General features: G+C 47.7%; 14 protein-coding genes. 7 read left to right on the top strand and 7 right to left on the bottom strand.

Features of this window, described 5'->3' with window-relative positions:
- Window positions 1–181: 181 nt before the first annotated feature.
- Window positions 182–2,224 (top strand): M13-type metalloendopeptidase, encoded by a 2,043-nt coding sequence (locus tag SHEWPOL2_RS04045; protein ID WP_037426332.1) that lies wholly within the window; start codon window positions 182–184, stop codon window positions 2,222–2,224.
- Between the two features lie 58 nt (window positions 2,225–2,282).
- Here the strand turns inward: SHEWPOL2_RS04045 and SHEWPOL2_RS04040 are convergent, their stop codons facing one another.
- On the bottom strand, window positions 2,283–2,609 hold the full coding sequence (locus tag SHEWPOL2_RS04040; protein WP_037426329.1) for a DUF2845 domain-containing protein: 327 nt from the start codon (window positions 2,607–2,609) through the stop codon (window positions 2,283–2,285).
- Between the two features lie 52 nt (window positions 2,610–2,661).
- The gene (gene hxpB, locus SHEWPOL2_RS04035; RefSeq protein ID WP_037426326.1) at window positions 2,662–3,315 is read right to left on the bottom strand and encodes a hexitol phosphatase HxpB; all 654 of its coding nucleotides are present in this window, start codon (window positions 3,313–3,315) and stop codon (window positions 2,662–2,664) included.
- Window positions 3,316–3,736: 421 nt separating this feature from the next.
- Here hxpB and acnB point away from each other — a divergent pair, with 421 nt between their 5' ends.
- Complete coding sequence (acnB, locus tag SHEWPOL2_RS04030) at window positions 3,737–6,334, top strand: bifunctional aconitate hydratase 2/2-methylisocitrate dehydratase (RefSeq protein ID WP_037426323.1); 2,598 nt, start codon at window positions 3,737–3,739, stop codon at window positions 6,332–6,334.
- A 184-nt stretch (window positions 6,335–6,518) separates the two neighbouring features.
- On the opposite strand, the gene rsd is transcribed toward acnB, so the two are convergent.
- Entirely contained in the window at window positions 6,519–7,004 is a 486-nt protein-coding gene (gene rsd / locus SHEWPOL2_RS04025; RefSeq protein WP_086023981.1) for a sigma D regulator, read from the bottom strand.
- 461 nt (window positions 7,005–7,465) lie between these two features.
- Between rsd and hemE the strand changes: the two genes are divergently transcribed.
- From hemE to SHEWPOL2_RS04010, 3 genes are all read left to right on the top strand, one after another.
- Window positions 7,466–8,530: a uroporphyrinogen decarboxylase gene (gene hemE / locus SHEWPOL2_RS04020; RefSeq protein WP_037413592.1), complete on the top strand. Its 1,065-nt coding sequence runs from the start codon at window positions 7,466–7,468 to the stop codon at window positions 8,528–8,530.
- Window positions 8,531–8,914: 384 nt separating this feature from the next.
- On the top strand, window positions 8,915–11,485 hold the full coding sequence (gene pdeB / locus SHEWPOL2_RS04015; RefSeq protein ID WP_037426320.1) for a cyclic di-GMP phosphodiesterase PdeB: 2,571 nt from the start codon (window positions 8,915–8,917) through the stop codon (window positions 11,483–11,485).
- Between the two features lie 75 nt (window positions 11,486–11,560).
- On the top strand, window positions 11,561–12,364 hold the full coding sequence (locus SHEWPOL2_RS04010; RefSeq protein ID WP_037413590.1) for an SDR family oxidoreductase: 804 nt from the start codon (window positions 11,561–11,563) through the stop codon (window positions 12,362–12,364).
- On the opposite strand, the gene SHEWPOL2_RS04005 is transcribed toward SHEWPOL2_RS04010, so the two are convergent.
- The 4 genes from SHEWPOL2_RS04005 to purH all read right to left on the bottom strand — a co-directional run bounded on the left by SHEWPOL2_RS04005 (window position 12,361) and on the right by purH (window position 19,155).
- Window positions 12,361–12,582 carry a hypothetical protein gene (locus SHEWPOL2_RS04005; RefSeq protein ID WP_037413589.1) on the bottom strand — a complete coding sequence of 74 codons (222 nt, stop codon included), beginning with the start codon at window positions 12,580–12,582 and terminating at the stop codon, window positions 12,361–12,363. The genes SHEWPOL2_RS04010 and SHEWPOL2_RS04005 overlap by 4 nt on opposite strands.
- A 181-nt stretch (window positions 12,583–12,763) precedes the next feature.
- Window positions 12,764–15,973 (bottom strand): ImpA family metalloprotease, encoded by a 3,210-nt coding sequence (locus tag SHEWPOL2_RS04000; RefSeq protein ID WP_037426318.1) that lies wholly within the window; start codon window positions 15,971–15,973, stop codon window positions 12,764–12,766.
- A 179-nt stretch (window positions 15,974–16,152) separates the two neighbouring features.
- Window positions 16,153–17,451: a phosphoribosylamine--glycine ligase gene (gene purD / locus SHEWPOL2_RS03995; RefSeq protein WP_037426315.1), complete on the bottom strand. Its 1,299-nt coding sequence runs from the start codon at window positions 17,449–17,451 to the stop codon at window positions 16,153–16,155.
- Window positions 17,452–17,556: 105 nt separating this feature from the next.
- Complete coding sequence (gene purH / locus SHEWPOL2_RS03990) at window positions 17,557–19,155, bottom strand: bifunctional phosphoribosylaminoimidazolecarboxamide formyltransferase/IMP cyclohydrolase (RefSeq protein WP_023268923.1); 1,599 nt, start codon at window positions 19,153–19,155, stop codon at window positions 17,557–17,559.
- A gap of 335 nt (window positions 19,156–19,490) precedes the next feature.
- On the opposite strand from purH, the gene zntR reads away from it, so the two are divergent.
- Together zntR and SHEWPOL2_RS03980 are read left to right on the top strand one after the other, a co-directional pair.
- Window positions 19,491–19,964: a Zn(2+)-responsive transcriptional regulator gene (gene zntR, locus SHEWPOL2_RS03985; RefSeq protein WP_037426311.1), complete on the top strand. Its 474-nt coding sequence runs from the start codon at window positions 19,491–19,493 to the stop codon at window positions 19,962–19,964.
- Window positions 19,965–19,966: 2 nt separating this feature from the next.
- Window positions 19,967–21,457 carry a permease gene (locus tag SHEWPOL2_RS03980; RefSeq protein ID WP_037426310.1) on the top strand — a complete coding sequence of 497 codons (1,491 nt, stop codon included), beginning with the start codon at window positions 19,967–19,969 and terminating at the stop codon, window positions 21,455–21,457.
- Window positions 21,458–21,490: the final 33 nt, after the last annotated feature.

The following is a 21,490-nucleotide window of genomic DNA, read 5'->3' as shown; positions in this document are numbered from 1 at the left end:
GTATAACTAGGGCGTGTTGACGTTTCGAGATTAGATTTTGTTCATTCTGTCTTTTAATAAGGTGGGATGAATCGATAAGTGTCATAACCTTTTACAAAATCTTACTACAGCCAAACCAGTCTAAATGCTAAGGTTTTGCAGGAAAAAATAACAACACTCTCAACGGAAGCTGGGGAAAACAATGAAGAAGATAAGCACACTGGCGCTGGGTATTGCCTTGAGCCTAGGTTTAGCCGCTTGCAGCAGCGAGCCTAAAACTGAAGTCGCCGCGGTTTCTGGCATTGAATTACAAAACTTTGATGCCTCAGTTCGCCATCAAGATGATTTTTACTACAGTGTTAACGGTAAATGGTTAGCCAACACACCCATTCCAGCTGATAAATCCAACTACGGTGCATTTTCTGTGCTGTACGATCAAAGCCAAGATGCATTGAAAAAGATCATCGATGCAGCGGCCGCCAAAAAGAATGCAGCCCCTGGCTCCAATGAGCAAAAAATTGGCGACTTTAACGCCAGCTTTATGAATACCGATTTGCTCGAATCCTTAGGTGTAACCCCATTAAATCCATTACTGGCGGACATCTCTGCAGTGAAAAATCACAGTGAATTACCCGCGGTGATGGGGAAATTACTCACCAGCGGTTCAGGTATTCCCTTTGGTTTCTACGTTAATAACGACGCGAAAAACTCTACCCAATATGCAGTGTATTTAAGCCAGTCAGGCTTAACCTTGCCAGACCGCGATTACTACTTAAAAGATGACGCTAAGTTTGTCGCTAATCGCCAAGCAATGGCGAAATATGTGACTGATATTCTGACTGAAGCGGGCTATAAAAATGCAAAACGTGCCGCGAAAAACGTGGCCGATATTGAAATGATGATCGCGAAAAGTCAGTGGAGCCGTGTAGAGTCGCGCGATGCGAACAAATCCTATAACAAACTGAACCGCGCCGAGCTGCAAAAGCTCATGGGACAGTTTGATTTTAATGCCTTTGCCGCGAATGCTGGTTTAGGTGATAAAGTGACTGACGTGATCGTGCGTCAACCCTCTTATTTTGAAAAGTTAGGTGCAAATTTTGATGCCTTCCCTGTTTCGGCTTGGCAGGACTATTTAACGTTCCACCTCGTGGATAGTTACGCCGAGCTGTTAAGTAAAAACTTTGTCGATCTTAACTTTGCCTTTAAGAGCAAAACGTTGATGGGCATTGAAGAGCAGCAACCACGCTGGAAAAAAGCGGTTGATGGCGCCGACCAAGTAATAGGTGAATTAGTGGGTGAAGAGTACGTTAAGCAGTACTTTAAACCAGAAGCCAAAGCTCGCATGGAAACTATGATCAAAAATCTGATCAAAGGTTTCGAAGTCAGTATTAATGAGCTCGAGTGGATGACGCCAGAAACTAAAGTCGCGGCTCAGGAAAAACTGTCTAAGTTTACCTACAAGATTGGTTATCCAGACAAGTGGAAAGACTACACTGCGCTAGAAATCAAGCCTGATGAGCTGGTGGGCAACTATATGCGTTACGCCCAGTTTGAATATCAAGACATGATCAACAAGCTCGGTAAGCCAATCGATCGTACCGAGTGGCATATGACACCGCAAACGGTGAACGCTTATTACAGCCCAGTTGGCAATGAAATCGTATTCCCTGCAGCGATTCTGCAACCGCCATTTTTCAATATGGAAGCCGATGATGCGGTCAATTACGGCGGTATCGGTGCGGTTATTGGCCACGAAATCAGCCATGGTTTCGACGACCAAGGCGCTAAGTACGATGGCGACGGTAACTTGCGTGACTGGTGGTCGGATAAAGACCGTGAAGAGTTCCAAAAACGCGGTAAGCAACTGTCGGCGCAGTATTCTGGCTACGAAGCATTACCCGGTAAGTTTGTGAACGGTGATTTAACCTTAGGTGAAAACATCGGTGACTTAGGTGGGTTAACAGTAGCTGCTCGCGCCTATATGATGAGCTTAAACGGTAAACCTGCTCCGGTGCTCGATGGCTTAACGGGCGAGCAGCGTTTCTTCGTTGGTTGGTCACAGGTATGGCGCCGTAATTACCGTGATGAAGAGTTAGGTCGTCGTCTGTTGACTGACCCTCATTCACCCAGCCATTACCGCGCGATGGGGACACCGCGCAATATTGAAGCTTTCTACAAAGCTTTTGAGCTGAAAGAGAGCGATAAGATGTACTTAAAACCAGAAGAGCGCGTAAAAATCTGGTAATCCCTAAGATGAAAAGGAAAAAGCCAGACGGATGTCTGGCTTTTTACTTGGGTTAGGATTAATGCCCATATCCTAAGGTTTTAATTTTTTCGATTTTTTGATCGGTTGCATAAACCCGCCGCATCAATCGTGTCGGGCCAAAATCATAGGTCCACTCAGCATATTCTATCGGCAACTTGCTTGGATCAATCACGATATCACCCGCGGAGTTTCGATAAGTGGCGGGTTGGCTATATTCTTTGGCTTCGTTTGGCGGTCCGCACTTTTCTAACACTGCGTCTAAGGGATCGCCTACGTTGATGACGAATTGCTTACAGCGCATAGAATCTGTCGCTAAGGCTGGCAAACTCGCCGCCCACAGTATTAACAACACATAATACTTCATCGGTGTATCCTAGCAGTGATTAACCTTTCTCAAATTGATTCGGTGAATTGATTTAGAACACCTTATCAAGCTCCAATAAACTCTCTAATTGATGATGGGCAATGATCCATTTTGCTTCTCCGCGTTGTTCTGGCGCAGGAATCGCAACGGTTTGCATATTGGCAGCGCGGGCTGCGATCAGACCATTAAAAGAGTCTTCAATCGCGAGGCAATAACGCGGGTCGACTTCTAAGGCGGCCGCGCAATTTAAGTAAACCTCTGGATGCGGTTTACCATAGGTGAGCGCTTCTGCCGATTCGACAGCCATAAATTGGCCCTTAAGTTTAAGCCTTGCTAGCACTGCATCAATCAACGCTGTTGGTGAAGAGGTGGCTAAGCCTACCTTTAAGCCTTTGGCTTGGCAGTAATCAATTGCTTGCTGAACGCCTTGCATGGCTTCGCCTGTTTTCAGGATCTCCTCTGCAACCCTATCAACAATGGCGTTGCTGACCTTGGCATTATCGTAATCGGCCCAAGGCGCTTTGTGATACCAATAATCGACACATTGATCGATACGTAACCCTGTGGTTTGTTGAATCGTTTCAATAGTGACGGGTACGCCAAGTGCCGATAACACTTCATATTCAACCCTTTGCCAAAGGGGTTCTGAATCAATTAACACGCCATCCATATCAAAAATGACGGCTTGAATATTACGGGATGTCATTACTACTCCAAAGGACGGGAAATGGGCCATTCGAGCTTGAGTGTAAGTTTAAGCCCGTCATCTTCAAAGCCTAAACACACAAAGTTGAGAAATATTTTTGGTGGAAAGGAATTGATGTCCAAAAAAATAATCGTTCGATTTTAAATTGATTAACTTATGTTAACTATTTGTAGATTATGGTTTTTTATCTGTTTTCAAACTATTGTCTAATTTCCATTGTTTTATTGTTGCCGTAAGTTGAGTTGCACCTCCGGATTTAGCCCTTATTTCGTCTTTCGCCGAGTGTGACCTGATTCATACTTTTGCAAAGCTGTAGTATACTGCTGGCCGGAAATACGGGTCGATCATGTCGGACTGTCAGCTTCAATTGAGAAGACGTGCAGTTTCGTTGTTAGAGCGCCAAACAAAGAGGAATGTTGCCGTGCTAGAAGCATATCGTAAACACGTCGCAGAACGTGCTGCAGAGGGCGTAGTCCCTAAGCCATTAGATGCACATCAAGTGGCTGAACTGGTTAAATTGGTTCAAAATCCCCCCGCTGGTGAAGAAGCGTTTGTTCTTGACCTGCTCGAAAATCGAATTCCCCCCGGTGTTGACGAAGCCGCCTATGTAAAAGCCGCTTTTTTAGATGCGGTCGCTAAAGGCACTGCAACTTCACCCATCCTGTCTGCCGAACGTGCGACTGAGTTATTAGGCACTATGCAAGGTGGCTATAACATCGAGCCGCTGATCGCTCAGCTAGATAACCCAGCTCTTGCTCCAATAGCTGTTAAAGCACTGGCTCATACGCTGCTGATGTTTGATTCTTTCCACGATGTGGTTGAGAAGATGGAAGCGGGCAATGAGTTTGCTAAGCAAGTGGTTGAAGCTTGGGCAAATGCAGACTGGTACTTAAGCCGTCCAAAATTAGCGGACAAAGTCACCCTGACCGTATTTAAAGTCTCTGGTGAAACCAACACCGACGACTTGTCACCAGCACCCGATGCTTGGTCACGTCCCGATATCCCATTGCACGCCTTAGCTATGTTGAAAAACGCGCGTGATGGTATCGAGCCTGATGTACCTGGCAGCGTAGGTCCAATCAAGAAATTAGAAGAACTGAAAACCAAAGGTTTCCCATTAGTTTACGTGGGTGACGTTGTGGGTACAGGTTCATCACGTAAGTCTGCGACTAACTCAGTACTGTGGTTCATGGGCGATGATATCCCATTCGTACCTAACAAACGTGCTGGTGGTTTCTGCTTAGGTGGCAAAATTGCGCCGATTTTCTTCAACACTATGGAAGATGCCGGCGCACTACCAATCGAACTTGACGTTAGCAAAATGGAAATGGGCGATGTGATCGACATTTATCCATACGCTGGTGTTGTTAAGCGTCATGGCTCAGATGAAGTGATTTCTGAGTTCAGTCTGAAAACCGACGTACTGTTAGACGAAGTGCGTGCGGGTGGCCGTATTCCATTGATCATCGGCCGTGGTTTAACTGACAAAGCGCGTGCAGTATTAGGTTTACCCGCTTCTGACGTATTCGTACGTCCTCAAGACGTCGCTGATAATGGCAAAGGTTATACCCTTGCACAGAAGATGGTCGGTAAAGCCTGTGGTGTTGCTGGCGTACGTCCAGGTCAATACTGTGAGCCTAAGATGACTTCTGTGGGTTCTCAGGACACTACTGGTCCTATGACCCGTGACGAGCTGAAAGACTTAGCCTGTTTAGGCTTCAGTGCCGATTTGACTATGCAGTCATTCTGCCACACTGCCGCTTATCCAAAACCAGTAGACGTGAACACTCACCACACTCTGCCAGACTTTATCATGAACCGTGGCGGTGTGTCTCTGCGTCCAGGTGACGGTGTTATCCACTCTTGGTTAAACCGTATGTTATTACCAGACACAGTTGGTACTGGTGGTGACTCACATACACGTTTCCCAATCGGTATTTCATTCCCAGCAGGTTCTGGTTTAGTTGCTTTCGCAGCGGCGACCGGTGTGATGCCTCTGGACATGCCAGAATCAGTATTAGTGCGCTTCAAGGGCAAGATGCAACCTGGCATCACCCTACGTGACCTAGTACATGCAATCCCATTAAAAGCGATTGAAATGGGTCTGCTGACCGTTGAGAAGAAAGGTAAGATCAACATCTTCTCTGGTCGCGTACTGGAAATCGAAGGCTTAGAAACCCTGAAAGTGGAACAGGCATTCGAACTGTCTGACGCTTCTGCAGAACGCTCTGCAGCGGGTTGTACTATCAAGTTAGACAAAGAGCCAATCATCGAGTACCTGAACTCGAACATCACTATGCTGAAGTGGATGATTGCCGAAGGTTACGGTGACCGTCGTACTATCGAGCGTCGTATCAAAGGCATGGAAGAGTGGTTAGCAAATCCTGAGCTGATGAGTGCTGATGCCGATGCTGAGTACGCTGCAGTAATCGAAATCGATCTGAACGAGATCAAAGAGCCAATCCTGTGTGCGCCTAACGATCCAGACGATGCCGTGTTACTGTCATCCGTTGCGCAAACTAAGATTGACGAAGTGTTCGTCGGTTCTTGTATGACTAACATCGGTCACTTCCGTGCGACCGGTAAGATGTTAGACAAGTTCGCTAAAACGCTGCCAACACGTTTGTGGATCGCGCCACCGACTAAGATGGACAAAGATCAGCTGACCGAAGAAGGTTACTACGGTATTTTCGGTCGCGTGGGTGCGCGTATCGAGATCCCTGGCTGTTCACTGTGTATGGGTAACCAAGCACGTGTGGCTGAAGGTGCAACTGTGGTATCAACTTCTACCCGTAACTTCCCGAACCGTTTAGGTACAGGTGCTAACGTATACTTAGCGTCTGCGGAATTAGCGGCAGTGGCAGCACTGTTAGGTCGTCTGCCTACGGTTGAAGAATACCAAGAATACGCGAAAGAGTTAGACGCAACTGCAGCTGACACTTACCGTTACTTGAACTTCGATCAAATCGATTCTTACACTAAGAAAGCATCACAAGTGATCTTTCAATCAGCTGTATAATCGATTGATATAATAATGAAAAAGCCAGCGAAAGCTGGCTTTTTTGTTTCTATTGAATGCTTTGCTCTAACTGTTTATGCGCAAACAATCACATAGCAACTTAACGAAAGACAGAGGATAAATTGATTATTTATCGGTCAGATATCTCTTTAGCGCAGTGTTTAGCGTGGCTTATCATGCCGCATTAAGCTTGCTGGGCGTGCTCTGAGTATTTGCTGTGCAGCACTTCGAGGAGCTTATCCTCTAACTCGAAACGCGTTTCCATGGTATGCGCCAGTTCGGAGAGATCTTTATCGAGCTGATACATCACTTGATCGTCCTGCGTTTCAGCATACTTATCGTTAAAGTCTAACGCTGCGTTGGTCGTTGGGGTGATCTTAGGCAAAACCTGTTGAATAGCCGCTTTGCAAGGGGCGCCAAATTTTTCGCAGGCGTTAATCACTTGGTCATACACTTCGAAATGACCTTCAGAAACGTAATCCACTAATAAATCACAAAATGACTTTACGTTCTCAAAAGAGGGAAGCGATTTTTCCGCATTAGTGTAGGGCGGTAGCCCAGCAATTTGGCAATAATGCACCAAGAGTTTGCGACGATTTTCTAGCCATTGATCTATAAGCTTATTTGAACCGCCCCACTTTTGTTCTGCTTTTTCGAGTTCTCTCAGCATGATGCATTCCATTTAAGTGCTAGGACATAACTCTAATGTAGGGGAGAAATAGCTCTTCGATCAACCCTTTTTATCGGGATTTGCGATAATTGGTAAATGGACAAACCAGCTGTTTTGTATAAAAAAATGTGGAAATAAAAAGCCCAACGATAGAAACCTATCGTTGGGCGAGTAATGTATATAGCAGGCTCGATGCGACGAGCTTCTTGATTGTTCTTGCTAGCGCAGACTTTTTATACCAAAGGCGGGGAACTGGTGCAACTTTTTTCTGTCTGACTGTGACTTTGAGTTCGATTAATAAACAGTATGTTATCTGGCTAGCATTTTGAGGATAACTGCTTAAATGGACAGCAATGATGGGGAATAGCTCACATAAATTATCTCATATTGGTTACATTATTCGCGTAAATGCTAAACTACCGACCCAGCGGATCTCAATAAAAGTCTAGGAATCAAGCCAAATGGCAGAATTAAAGAATGATCGTTATTTACGCGCCCTATTAAAACAGCCTGTCGATATGACTCCGGTTTGGATGATGCGTCAAGCAGGCCGCTACCTTCCTGAATATAAAGCGACTCGCGCTCAAGCGGGTGATTTCATGTCTTTATGTAAAAACCATGAATTGGCCTGTGAAGTGACACTACAACCGCTGCGTCGTTATGAGCTGGATGCGGCGATTCTGTTTTCCGACATTTTGACTGTTCCCGATGCAATGGGATTAGGTCTGTATTTTGAGGCGGGTGAAGGCCCACGTTTTGAGCGCCCAACAGATACTATCGATGCCATCAAAAAATTATCAATCCCAGACCCAGAAGATGAGCTGGGTTATGTGATGAAGGCCGTTAGCACGATTCGTCGTGAACTGAATGGCCAAGTGCCATTAATCGGCTTCTCTGGTTCTCCATGGACTCTAGCCACTTACATGGTTGAAGGCGGTTCGAGCAAAACCTTCGAAAAAATTAAGAAAATGGCCTACGCCGAGCCTGCTGCATTGCATATGTTGCTTGATAAGCTTGCAGATTCAGTGACCTTATATTTAAACGCACAGGTGGCTAATGGTGCGCAATCTTTAATGATTTTCGACTCTTGGGGCGGCGCGTTATCGCACACTGCTTACCGTGAGTTCTCACTGCGTTATATGCAGAAAATTGTTGATGGCTTAACTCGCTTTGCTGATGGCCGCCAAGTGCCAGTGACCTTATTCACTAAGGGCGGTGGTTTATGGTTAGAAGCGATGGCTGAAACGGGCTGTGATGCTTTAGGTTTAGACTGGACTGTCGATATCGCTGACGCCCGTCGCCGTGTTGGTCATAAAGTTGCTCTGCAAGGCAACATGGATCCATCCATGTTATATGCACCAATCCCACGTATCGAAGAAGAAGTTGCTCAAATTCTGGCTGGCTACGGTGAAGGTACAGGCCATGTGTTTAATTTAGGCCATGGTATTCACCAGCATGTGGACCCAGAGCATGCAGGTGCCTTTATTAAGGCGGTTCACGCTCAATCTAAGCAGTACCATAAATAAGCTGCACTAAATAACAAACGGACCTGAGGGTCCGTTTTTTATGGCGTTTATCACAGCGTCAGAAACTTCCACTTGGGTGTTGTTAATTGGGTATTAACTTGTGGTTTAGTGAGTGCATTAATTAATCGCGTGCTTTATAGCGTATGTCTCCGCGGTGTTAGTGTGTTGGAGCTCGGTTACCATCTAACTTTTTAAAACTTTTTATCGAATAGCTGCGTTAAATCAAAGGCGTTTAAAGCAATTAAATGCATGCTATTGCCTACTTTAGCAACGGATAAAGCAAAGTGATATTTAATACTATTTGCAAATGAGATATGTTGCATGGCGCTATAAGGGACTAAATAAAGCCGTTTGTTAATTTAATTACGTAAGCCGTGGTAAAAGATGCGCATAGGCAACAAAATATTGGTATTTATTGCAGGGTTCTGTTTACCAGCCGTTGTGCTTGTCTCCTATTGCCTCGGGGTTTGGTTTGACCATAGGGTCGAATTGTTACGTCAGGATAATGTACAGCGCGAGCTAGCGAATATTCAGCAGCAGTTCCGCATCGATGTCGATCGGTTAGGGTTTCTCACTAATATTTATGCCTCCCCATTAGCTCATCTCGATAGCGAGCAGTTAAAATCCCTCGAGTCTTCGTGGCTTGAGAGCTCCATGTCTGCCAATTTAAGTTGGTTTATTCTGCGAGATGGAAATTTGCAGAGTGTTTTTCAAAATGAGCAATCAATAGCTGATGTGAATCGGCAGGAAATCGCCAAGGCGATAACGACGCAGGCTAAGCCTGAGTTTGCCAGCGCCTATTTAATTGGCGATAAAGGATATGTCGTCACTGCGGTCGCTTCACATTTGGGTGAGTATGTGCTGTTAGTGCGGCAACTTACTGAGCGCGATCTACTGGAATATGCTCAAACCTCCCTTGTCGCGCGGATCAGCATGTCTAATGCTGTAACAACACATAATACTTTACATCCAAGTTCGGTTGCGCTGCCGAGTCTCATTAGTCAACAACCAATCTATCTTCAGGTTGAATTTTCTGATGATCCTTTTCGAGATGTAAAGCTTAGTCTCGACTGGGTGTCGCTTGCGGTGATATTGCTGGGGGTATTCATTGTCGCCTTGGGTTATGTTTGGTTGCGTTCAGGCTTGTTACAGCCCCTTAATAGCTTGATGCAGCAATTAGCGCTCGTTGATCCTATGGCGAGTGTATATCGGCCTGTGACCAGCGAGGGTAATGAAGAGTTATCTGTATTGGCGAATCGCGTAAACAGCTTACTCGCGAGGATTTATCAGCAGAAAGAGCGCGGTAAAATAACCTTAGAGTCGATTGCTGAAGCCGTTATCTTGACCGACATCGATGCAAACGTCATTTACATGAATCCAAAGGCTGAAACACTGCTTGATGTGGCCAGTTGTGATGCCGTTGGAGAGAGTCTTGCTAGCTTATTAAAGGCTGGAGAGCAGTTAAATCAAGCGGTATTTCATTGTATTCGCCTTGGCGAAACGACACCTCAAGTCGCTAAAATCAAACTGCTAACCACAACGCCACGGATTATTGAACGTAGCATTAGTAACGTGCTTAATCATGAAAAAGAGATTGTCGGTACTGTAGTAGTACTGCGGGATATCACCCAAGAAGAACGCCTTAAGCACCAGCTACAAAAACGCGCAAACTTTGATGGTATTACCGGGTTACTTAATCGCCAAGCGTTCGAAGAACAACTGCCCGAGTTCGTCGGTCAAACGAGGAGCCTTGCGGTATGTTATTTGGATTTAGAGCAGTTTAAGTTGATCAATGATAGTTGTGGCCATACTGCGGGTGATCGCATGTTGGCCATGGTCGCTAAGGCTATCCAATCATGTCTTGGGCCTCAGGAGTTATTCGCTCGCTTAGGTGGGGATGAGTTCGGACTGGTGATCTGCGATCGCTCGGCGTTAGCCGTGGTGCAGTTGCTAAAGCACATTATTGCCCAGGTATCGTTGCAAGTGTTACACGATAAAAATTGCAACTACAAAGTCGGCTTAAGTATTGGTGTTGCCTTTGGGCGTGCGCCCTATATCAATGCGCAGGAATTACTCAAGGATGCGGATATCGCTTGTATTGCCGCTAAAGCTAAGGGCGCCAATCAAATTCATATTTATGATGATAAAGATAAAGAACTGACCTACCAGCGTAATGCGCCTAAATGGGCGATGCGTATTGCCCAAGCAATTGAGGAAAATGAACTCCTGCTCTACTACCAGCCCATCCGAGGATTAGGTGCGAGTTCTAAACGCCAACGGATGGAGATTCTGCTCAGGATCCAAGAGCCTTGTGGTCGCATTTTGGCGCCAGCCCAGTTTATTGCTGCCGCAGAACGTTTTAAGCTGATGCCTGAAATTGATAAAGAAGTGATACGTAAAGCCTTTTTATGGCTGTCGCTAAATTCGCAGCTTTGGCCGGATCACTGCATTTCAATCAACCTTTCGGGCAATAGTCTCGGCGCCGAAGGCATGGTGGAATATATTGCTAAGCAGCAGCAAATTTTTGATATTCCTAGCCAATGCGTTTGCTTTGAAATTACCGAAACGACTGCGATTCAAAACCGTCACCGCGGCATGGAAATGCTCAGGCAATTGCGCAAACTCGGTTTTTCCTTTGCATTGGATGATTTTGGCAGTGGCTTTGCTTCCTACGGCTATTTACGCGAACTGCCCGTGGACTACGTCAAAATCGATGGCTGCTTTGTTAAAAACCTGGCCGTCAATGCCAAGGACTATGCCATCGTGAAATCTATTCAAGACGTTTGCCGAGTAATGGGAATTGAGACGGTCGCCGAATTTGTAGAAAACCAAGAGATTATCGATAGATTGCAAGCGATTGGTATCAACTATGCTCAAGGTTATGCGATAGGACGGCCGCAACCTCTAGCAAGTTATTGTGAGCAGTTTGAGATGAGCTTAGCGCAACGCGCATAGGGGATTGCGCTTTTTAGGTGATTATGCCAATTTACCCTTAACCGAAGTTAACATATTAGTAACAAGGATATGGTTATGGATGGACTGACGGGTAAAGTGGTTATTATTACAGGGGCTTCTGAAGGTATTGGTCGTGCGCTGGCGATTGCCATGGCGCGGGTAGGATGCCAACTTGTATTGAGTGCTCGCAATGAAACGCGTCTTGCCTCACTTGCCCTCGAAATTGCTAACTATGGTCCTACTCCCTTTGTTTTTGCCGCTGATGTCAGCAGTGCCTCCCAGTGTGAAGACTTAATTCAAGCCACGATTGCCCATTATGGCCGTCTCGATATTTTGGTTAATAATGCGGGCATGACGATGTGGTCGCGTTTTGATGAGTTAACCCAACTAGCGGTTCTTGAAGATATCATGCGCGTTAATTACTTAGGCCCTGCCTATTTGACCCATGCCGCCTTACCCTATTTAAAGTCGAGCCAAGGTCAGGTCGTGGTGGTGGCTTCGGTGGCTGGGTTAACAGGCGTACCGACTCGTAGTGGTTATGCGGCGTCTAAGCATGCTGTTATCGGTTTTTTTGATTCGCTGCGGATTGAGCTTGCTGACGATAATGTGGCCGTGACGGTGATTTGCCCTGATTTTGTCGTCTCGCAAATCCATAAGCGAGCCTTAGATGGTGCGGGTAAGCCACTCGGTAAATCGCCAATGCAGGAAGCTAAAATTCTTTCCGCAGAGCAATGTGCCGACATGATGCTACCTGTGATAGCAACCCGAGGCCGGCAGCTTATCACTTCTCTTCGCGGCCGGCTCGGACGTTGGCTTAAGCTGATTGCACCGGGCTTAATCGATAAAATAGCCCGTAAAGCAATTGCCTCAGGCCATTAGCTTTTATTGAGGTGTTTAACGATGGCTTGTTCAGCTTCATTTTGGGTTGCCTTATCACCATCAGCTTGGATGTTGGCTGTTGCCTTATGGCCTGTGAGATCCTCGGCAATATGAAGCCAGTCAGGATGCCAGTAAAAATTCTGTCCTGACAATGTTTGCCAGTTGTGCACGCCGGACTTTTCGCCTTGATAAATAATGTCTTTGATTGAATAACCCATAGAAAACCCCTGATTTATTATTGGATATCATTATTGAGGTCAAATAGTGCGCTATCTACTTCGCAACTTGTGTGCGTTAGATCACGCTTTTAGGCAAAATAAACCTCGCATTTGCGAGGTTTATTTTTTATTGCACTTAATTTTCAGTGTCTTAACGTCTAGTGCTTTAATGTCTAGGGTATTAAGGTTTCGCGCATTGGCTAGGTGAGCCTGTGCCTTTCCAAAGTGTGCTGCTATCGCTCAGTGACAGTGGGATAAAGGTTAAGCCTTGGCTCATATTGGCGGGTGGTAAATCAGTTTCGAGCTCATACATACCCATTGGGACCGTGCCAAGGGTGGCGTTTGCTGTGACTTGTATGGCTGCAAGACTAGAGTAACGCAGTCCTAGCATATCGAAATGGCTGCGCCAATCTTTGCCTGTGAGTTTGCTTAAGGAAACCAACATAAAGTCATTGCCAGGAATATCTCTGACCGTTTTACCACCGAAGACGCTATGGCCATCGAAGGGGAACAAGTCAAAACCGAGTTTACTGCGGTTTGCCTCCCAATCGTTGGCGTTATTAGCGTATTTACCGAAAATACGGCTGTGCTGATACAGCAAGGTAAAGAGATTAAAGCCATTACTTAAGGTTGTGCCATCACTTAGCGTCATGCCATGGGCCTTGAGGGCCATTTGGATATAAAACCCCATGCGATAGCCGTTGTGTACCGCGTAGGCATTGCTGGCCCAAGGGGCTGTGTATCTGTCTTCACCCGCATCGAGCACTTTGCAGTTGGCGCCGAAGACCACGCGTTTGCCACTGGTATCCGTGGTGCCCACAGCATCGGACATAAACACATAGAAGAGATCTTTGTGATTCATATGGCCATCATTGATGGTGTTGGTATTACCATCACGCAAATAATGGGTCTTCCATAGCACCACATAGGGGAAGATATTGTTGGAGTTTTCCCCCGCGCGGCTGCCATAGCCTGTCCAATTATCGCTATTGGCGGCAGTGGCATATTGCACATTGAGGCGGTTGGTTTGCAGATTATGGCCAAGTTCATGGTTATCTCCCCAACCCGTGGGTGAAATATTCCAAGCGGCATCCCAAGGATTCCCACTGCAACCCGATCCACATTGGGCATTCTGGTCATAGTTAGCGTGTTGGATAATCGTGCGAGTGTGCAGATTAACATCGATACAATCTTGCCCAAACAGTGCCTGACAGCTTGATAGCACCTCGGCGGGTAACGACTCAGTTAAGCTTTTACCTTGGATCTTAAGTCCTGCTAAGGTGTAAACACTATTGATATGGTCCTCGACGATGCTTTTGAGCAAGGCGGTAACATCAGGGATCTTACCGCCAATGGCATTCATAAAACGGTCGCGGCGTAAATGCTGTTCAGCGCCATCGGTGCGCAGATCCACATGGGGCAGCTCAGTGTTTTGGATTTTGTCATTGAAGGCCGTGATTTCAGCAGGATTAGAAAAATCCATGATACTTGGGTGCTTAGCCACATTTTTTGCTTGCACATCGACACTGAGCGCGCCTTCGCCGCCACTGATATAGAAATAAATCGGGCCGCCATAGGGGGTTGAAAACTCGATGCTTTGCCCTTTGGCGAGCTTAAGACGCTGCTGCGCTAACTCAAGCGGCGCGCGATAAACCTTTTGTTCAAAGGCGCGGTTGGTATTGCGTCTATGATAATTGAGCTTAATTTCGACGTTGGCATTGGTGCTATCCAAACGACTGAGCGTGATGGTTTGTCCCGGTAAGGCGTACCAGCCTGAGCTGGTCCATTGACCTGTATAAGGTACGCTAATGGTTTTGCGCTCTGATACTGTGGCCGGATAACCGTAGTGAGCATTAGTGCCTTTACTTAGATTGGCTCTGTCGGTGACATATTCCCCTAAATCGGCTTGGGCAAGGTTATGGGCGCGGGCGTAGCTCACCGTCCAATCGGCAAATAGCGCTTGCTGCCATTGGGTGAACTCGCTGTAGGCGATGGGATAATCAATTTCACTACGGTATTTATCGGCGAGCAGTAAACCGGCCTTTATCAGTGGGAAGTTAGTGCGACTAAACACATCAATGCCATTGATATCTAAGGTTTCAGCACTGCTGCGATACCAGTCGGCACCCGCTTTAAAAGCCTCAACAAAGGCGCTGCTATTACAGCTTAAGTAATTGCCTGTGCAGTCATTTAATACCTGCGTGTCAAAGCGCTGCTCCCGCAGATTTGCCAGTAGTTTTTTAACATCTTCAAGGGCTTTATCTTCGGCCAGAATGCTACTTACATTCAAGTTATCGGCATTGAGTTTGGACCAATAGTTGCCAGCGGTAGAGAGTCCCATCTCAAGATAGAGTGGCGAGAGCATAGCGCTTTGTTCGCGTCGATAATTTGAGAGTAGCAGGGGAATACCCGCAGCCTTGGCTTTGGCAATCGCCGCTTGAATGCCCGCGTAACCTAGGTTGTCGCGGTCAATATCGCTGATAACGATTAAATCGGGTTTTAAGGTATCGATACAGCTGGCGAGGGCGCTGTAGTCGCAGCTATTGGCGGTATTGATACTGTGAGCATCGGGATAGTACTTGCTTAGCCAAGTGCGGATCCCTTCGTTATGGGGGAAATACCAACTGTCGGCACGGCTCGGCATTTGGGCCGTGACTATGCTGAGGCCATCCTGCTGATCGCCGCCTTTGGTTAGCCATCCGATAAGGTTTTTCAGTAGCTTATCACTCTCATCTGAATTATTAACCGCAAACAAGTTGCCACCCATGGCGGCATAACGCTGGCCTTGTTGTTCGCCCGCCATCACTAAACCACGTACGGCACTAGCGCCGCTGCCATCCACATTCGATGGCAGTAAGGTAAAAGTGTTTTCCGGCATAAAGCTCGAAAAAGTGATGGAATCGTGGGTCGGATGCCAACTGATGCTGTTACCCACACCTTGATAGAGTTCGGTGATTTGCGTCTTACGTGCAGCGTCCACCTTCGCAAGTTCGGCAGTGCTGAAATCAATCAGCTCATTGGCGCTGGCAAGGGTATGGTCTTGATGGCGAATGGCATTTTCAGCATTGCTGATAAAGGCTGGAGTAATCGTGCAATCCGCCGACATCGCCGCTGTGGTATAAGTTAACTCGGCTAATGAACCGCCACAGCCACTAATTTTTTCTAGTACAAAGCCTGCGTCCGCTTGAACACTAAAGCTGGCTCTTTTGCCCGAATCGACTTTTTGGCTTGCAGGAGTGAGTTTGCCGCCCGATACCTGACTTGCACTGGCGGTATATTGGGTGATAGTCGGTGGCTGAACGGGTGGTGTGGTGGTGCTCGCATCCTCAGAGCCGCCCCCGCAACCGCCAATCAGTAAGGCGATGGCGGTAGATATAAGTCTAATCTCCATAGGGAGTCCTTATTATTTTGGGAATTAACAATTATGCAGCATTGTAGCGGAATAATACGGGCTAAAGTAGATAATATCTTAATAAAATTTATATAAATCATTATCTTAAATTTGACGATCGTCAAATTTAAGGCATAAAAATACCGGCATTAGGCCGGTATTTTTAGTGGGATTAACCCTTAGCTCTGTTGTTCACGGGCAATGGCGCGATAGCCAATATCAGTACGGAAATACACATCATCCCAATGGATTTCATCAACCAATTGATAAGCGGCTTTTTGTGCTTCGGTCACTGTGTTTCCTAAGGCTGTAGCGCATAACACGCGGCCGCCATTAGTGACTACATGTCCGCCTTTCATTTCAGTACCGGCGTGGAAGACCTTGGCATCGTGATTACCTAGGCTTAGGCCGTCAATCACATCGCCTTTGCGGTAGTCATCAGGGTAACCGCCAGCGGCTAATACGACACCGACTGCGGCGCGCTCGTCGTACTCGGCGGTAACTTTATCCAGCTCGCCGCGGGTTGCTGCTAAACAGAGTTCAACCAGATCTGATTTTAAGCGCATCATAATAGGTTGGGTTTCTGGATCGCCAAAGCGGCAGTTGTATTCCAGTACCTTGGCGCTGCCGTCTGGTGCGATCATTAGACCTGCATACAGGAAGCCAGTGTAAACATTGCCTTCAACCGCCATGCCATCAACCGTTGGGCGGATAACATTAGCAATCGTCCAATCGTGTACGCTTTGGGTGACCACGGGCGCAGGGGAGTAAGCGCCCATGCCGCCAGTGTTTGGACCGTGATCGGCATTATCGCGAGCTTTATGATCTTGGCTAGTCGCCATGGCAAGGATATTTTTGCCATCGACCATCACGATAAAGCTGGCTTCTTCGCCTTTTAAGAACTCTTCGATGACCACGCGTGAGCCGGCATCACCAAACTTGTTGCCCGCGAGCATATCATCAATCGCAGCATCAGCTTCGGCTTGGTCTTGGGCGATGATCACGCCTTTACCTGCGGCTAAACCGTCGGCTTTGATGACTACTGGGTAACCCGTCTTGCCCGTCAGTTCACGCACGAAGGCTTTAGCGTCTTGGATTTCGGTACAGTTTTTATAACCCGCCGTTGGGATATTGTGGCGTGCTAAGAAGTCCTTAGTGAACGCCTTAGAGCCTTCTAACTGTGCTGCCGCTTTGGTTGGGCCAAAAATGGGTAGACCCGCAGCGTTAAAGGCATCGACCACGCCCAATACCAGCGGCGCTTCCGGGCCGACGATGGTGAGTTCGATCTGATTGGTTTTAGCAAAATCGAGCAGGGCAGGAATGTCAGTTGCACTGATATTTAAGTTTTCAAGCTTTGGTTCGAGAGCCGTGCCCGCGTTACCCGGTGCAACATAAACCAGTTCGACCTGAGGTGATTGTGCCGCTTTCCAAGCTAGGGCATGTTCGCGGCCGCCGCCACCAATAACTAATACTTTCATGTTAAGTCATCCCTTTGAGTTTTAAATTCTTGTGGTTAGATTCTTAGTGCTACAGAGTGCGATAAACGAAACAGCCAGCACTTGGCGTGCTGGCTGTAGGTGGCATTAGTGACGGAAGTGGCGCATGCCCGTCATTACCATGGCCATGCCGTGCTCGTCGGCAGCAGCGATGATTTCTGCATCGCGCATTGAGCCACCCGGTTGGATGATACAGCTAATGCCCGCCGCCGCTGCGGCATCGATACCGTCGCGGAATGGGAAGAAGGCATCGGACGCCATCACAGAGTTAACCACTTCTAAGCCTTCATCGGCAGCCTTGATACCCGCAATCTTAGCGCTGTAGACGCGGCTCATTTGGCCTGCGCCGACACCGATTGTCATACCGTCTTTAGCGTAAACAATCGCGTTAGATTTAACGAACTTAGCCACTTTCCAGCAGAACATTAAGTCCTTCAGCTCGCTCTCGGTCGGTTGACGCTTAGTCACGACTTTAATGTCATCTAAGCCAACCATGCCTTGGTCGCGGTCTTGCACCAGCAGGCCACCGTTTACGCGCTTATAGTCTAAGGTCTTGGTCTTAGTATCCCATTGACCGCACTCTAACAGACGCACGTTGGTTTTCTTGGCCACTACATCGCGGGCACCTTGGCTCACGACTGGCGCAATAATCACTTCAACGAATTGACGCTCAACGATAGCGCTAGCGGTTGCTGCATCTAACTCGCCGTTGAAGGCGATAATGCCGCCAAAGGCTGACGTTGGGTCAGTTTGGTAGGCGCGGTTGTAGGCATCGAGTAAGTCTTTACCCAGTGCAACACCACATGGGTTAGCGTGTTTAACGATAACGCAGGCTGGCTCGCTGAACTCTTTCACACACTCAAGGGCGGCATCGGTATCGGCGATATTGTTATAAGACAGTGCCTTACCTTGCAGTTGAACGGCAGTTGCGACTGAGGCTTCGTCGATCTTAGTGTCAACATAGAAGGCAGCAGTTTGGTGGCTGTTTTCACCGTAACGCAGATCTTGCTTCTTCACTAATTGGGTGTTGAAGGTGCGTGGGAACTTTGAGTCTTCGAAGCACTCATCAGTGCTATGCGCTGGAACCATAGTGCCGAAGTAATTGGCGATCATGCCATCGTAACCCGCAGTGTGTTCGAAGGCGGCAATCGCTAAATCGAAACGGGTCGCGTGAGTCGTGCTGCCATTGTTGGCGGCCATTTCGGCTAATACGCGGTTATAGTCGGCCGCATTTACCACGATAGTCACGTCTTTATGGTTTTTCGCCGCAGCGCGCACCATAGTCGGGCCACCGATGTCGATGTTTTCAATCGCATCTTCTAAGGTGCAACCGGCTTTAGCAACCGTATCGGCAAAGGGGTAGAGGTTAACCGCAACCAGATCGATTGCATTGATATTGTTAGCAGCCATGACATTTTCATCAAGACCGCGACGCGCCAAAATGCCGCCATGCACTTTCGGGTGCAGGGTTTTAACGCGACCATCCATGATCTCAGGGTGTCCTGTATAGTCAGATACTTCGATAACAGGCACGCCGTTATCCGCTAACAAGCGAGCGGTACCGCCCGTTGACAGCAGTTCAACGCCTTGGGCGTGTAATGCTTTGGCGAATTCGAGAATTCCGGTTTTATCTGAAACGCTTAACAGCGCGCGACGAATGGGTCTGGCATTATTTGCAACAGTCATTTGGGTACAGGGTCCAGTTATTTTAGTTTCAAGGATCTTTCGGAAAACAGAACAACTTCAATCGGTTCTGCTTTCCAAAAGCCCCTTGGTCCTACTTATATTTTTTGTCCCATCGTCAGGCGCGCGTATTCTACCGTAAAACGGGATTTACGGGTGTTTTTTCTGCGCGATTTCACAATATTGATATCAGAACAAAGTGGAATGATTTTGGGGTGAAGTGTAAATTTGAAAATAGCCCTTGACCTTGGAGTAGGCTCTAAGGTTTATACTCGCTCCATCATATTGATTGTCAGTGTTGCTTGAGAAGATTCGAGTAAAACTGCAAAGGATTAACTATGTACCGAATTGGTGAGTTAGCCGATTTATGCGAGGTGAAGGCCGATACCCTCAGATTCTATGAGAAACACGGTCTACTTTCGCCTTCGAGCCGAACCGACTCTGGCTATCGGGTCTATACCGATGCCGACGCGGCGCGGCTGCGTTTTATTCTGCGGGCGAAGGCGGTGGGTTTTACCTTAAGTGAAATCAGTGAGCTGTTGTCTATCGATCTTGATAAATCCAATTGGGTCTGTGCCGATGTAAAGGGCATGGTGGACCTCAAGCTGGCGCAGGTACAGGCGAAGATTGCCGAGTTATTGCATTTTCAAACCAGTTTGCAGAGCTTGTCGGATGCCTGCTGCGGCGGGCCTCGTAGTGCCGAACATTGCTCGATTTTAGAGGCGCTAGAGTCGAGTACCGAACGAGTTCGCGTTGAGCATGATCATGGTGCAGTCCACAGCGCTACAACCCTAGATAAGTCAGGGAATTAATTATGTTACTGAAGAATTTTATCGATCTGTTTTTAGATTCTGCTCCTTGGCTGTTGCTTGGCTTGATTCTGGCGGGTTTACTTAAAGTATTCGTGCCTATGGCCTGGATGCAAAAGCAGCTCGGCGGACATGGCTTTAAAACTGTGGTCAAGGCAGCGTTATTGGGCGCGCCTTTACCTCTGTGTTCCTGCGGTGTGATCCCCGCCGCCGTGGGGCTGCGCCGCTCTGGGGCATCGAAAGCGGCAACCACCTCCTTTTTAGTCTCCACTCCTGAAACTGGGGTTGACTCAGTAACGGTTTCCTACGTGTTACTCGGCCCTTTTATGGCAATAGTGCGCCCAATTGCGGCGATCACCAGTGCCATTGTTGCGGGCTTACTGGTGGGACGTGATGATGACGATGGCAAACCTGCGGTTAAGGCCGATTCCCAGTCAGACAAGGTTCAGTCAGACAAGGCATTAGCTAGCGCTGCGCCTGTCGCTTCATGCTGCGCCTCAAAATCCCCGTCGACAGAGACAGTGGTAAAAGCCGAAGCGGTAAAAAGCTGCTGCGCATCGACTAAGGCGCCTGTAATCACGCCGGTTAAGTCTTCCTGCTGCGGCAGTGATAACGCGAAAGCGCCATCAACCGAACCGAAAATCAAAATGACACCTATGGCTAAGCCCAGTCTAATGGCAGCTAGTGGCCCAAGTATGGGCACTGTCGGTATGGTTAATGCGGCTAAAGTCAGTGCGGTCAAGGTTGAAAATGCTGGTTCATGCTGTGGTACGCAAACTGCCGCGCCTGAAAAAATCGTGGTAGTGAAGAAGGGCGCTTGTTGTGGTAGCTCAAGCGCGAAAACGGCTGAGAGCCATCAAGCCGAAGGCGAGAGCTGCTGTGCGTCGACTCAGGATATGGCGACTGAGTTGAAGTCTGAATCTGTGATTGCGCGTATTGGGCTTGGGCTTAAATATGCGGCGACGGATCTTGTGCGTGATACGACCCTCTGGCTGCTGGTGGGTTTATTCTTCGCAGCATTAGTACAAACCTATGTTCCTGCTGACTTTTTGGCTAAGTGGGGCGATGGGTTGCTGGCCATGCTGGTGATGGTGCTAGTGTCTGTCCCTATGTATATCTGCGCAACGGCGTCGACGCCGATTGCGGCGGGATTATTGCTTGCTGGCGTGTCCCCCGGCGCCGTGCTGGTGTTTATGATGGCAGGCCCTGCAACCAATATCGCTACTTTAGGTGTAGTGACTAAGGAGCTGGGTAAGCGTGCGCTCTACGGCTATCTTGGCGGTGTGTTAGGTGTTGCCTTAGTAGCGGGTGCCTTAGTGAACTATCTAGTGGCGAACTTTGGCTTTGAGGTAATGCCACAGATTGGCCATGAACATCAAATGCTACCAAGTTGGTTAGTGGCCACTTCGGGCATAATACTGGCGTTGTTGATGGCGAAAGTGGTGTTTGAGAAGATCCCAAGAAGTTGGTTACGCCGCAGCGATTGCTGTTCATAGCGCTAACGCTAAATAAAAATCCCCAGCAATGAC

Source organism: Shewanella sp. POL2 (genome assembly GCF_000282755.1).
Lineage (GTDB): Bacteria > Pseudomonadota > Gammaproteobacteria > Enterobacterales > Shewanellaceae > Shewanella > Shewanella xiamenensis.
Note: the sequence above shows the minus strand (reverse complement) of the source record. Positions and strands in the feature narration are given on the sequence as shown.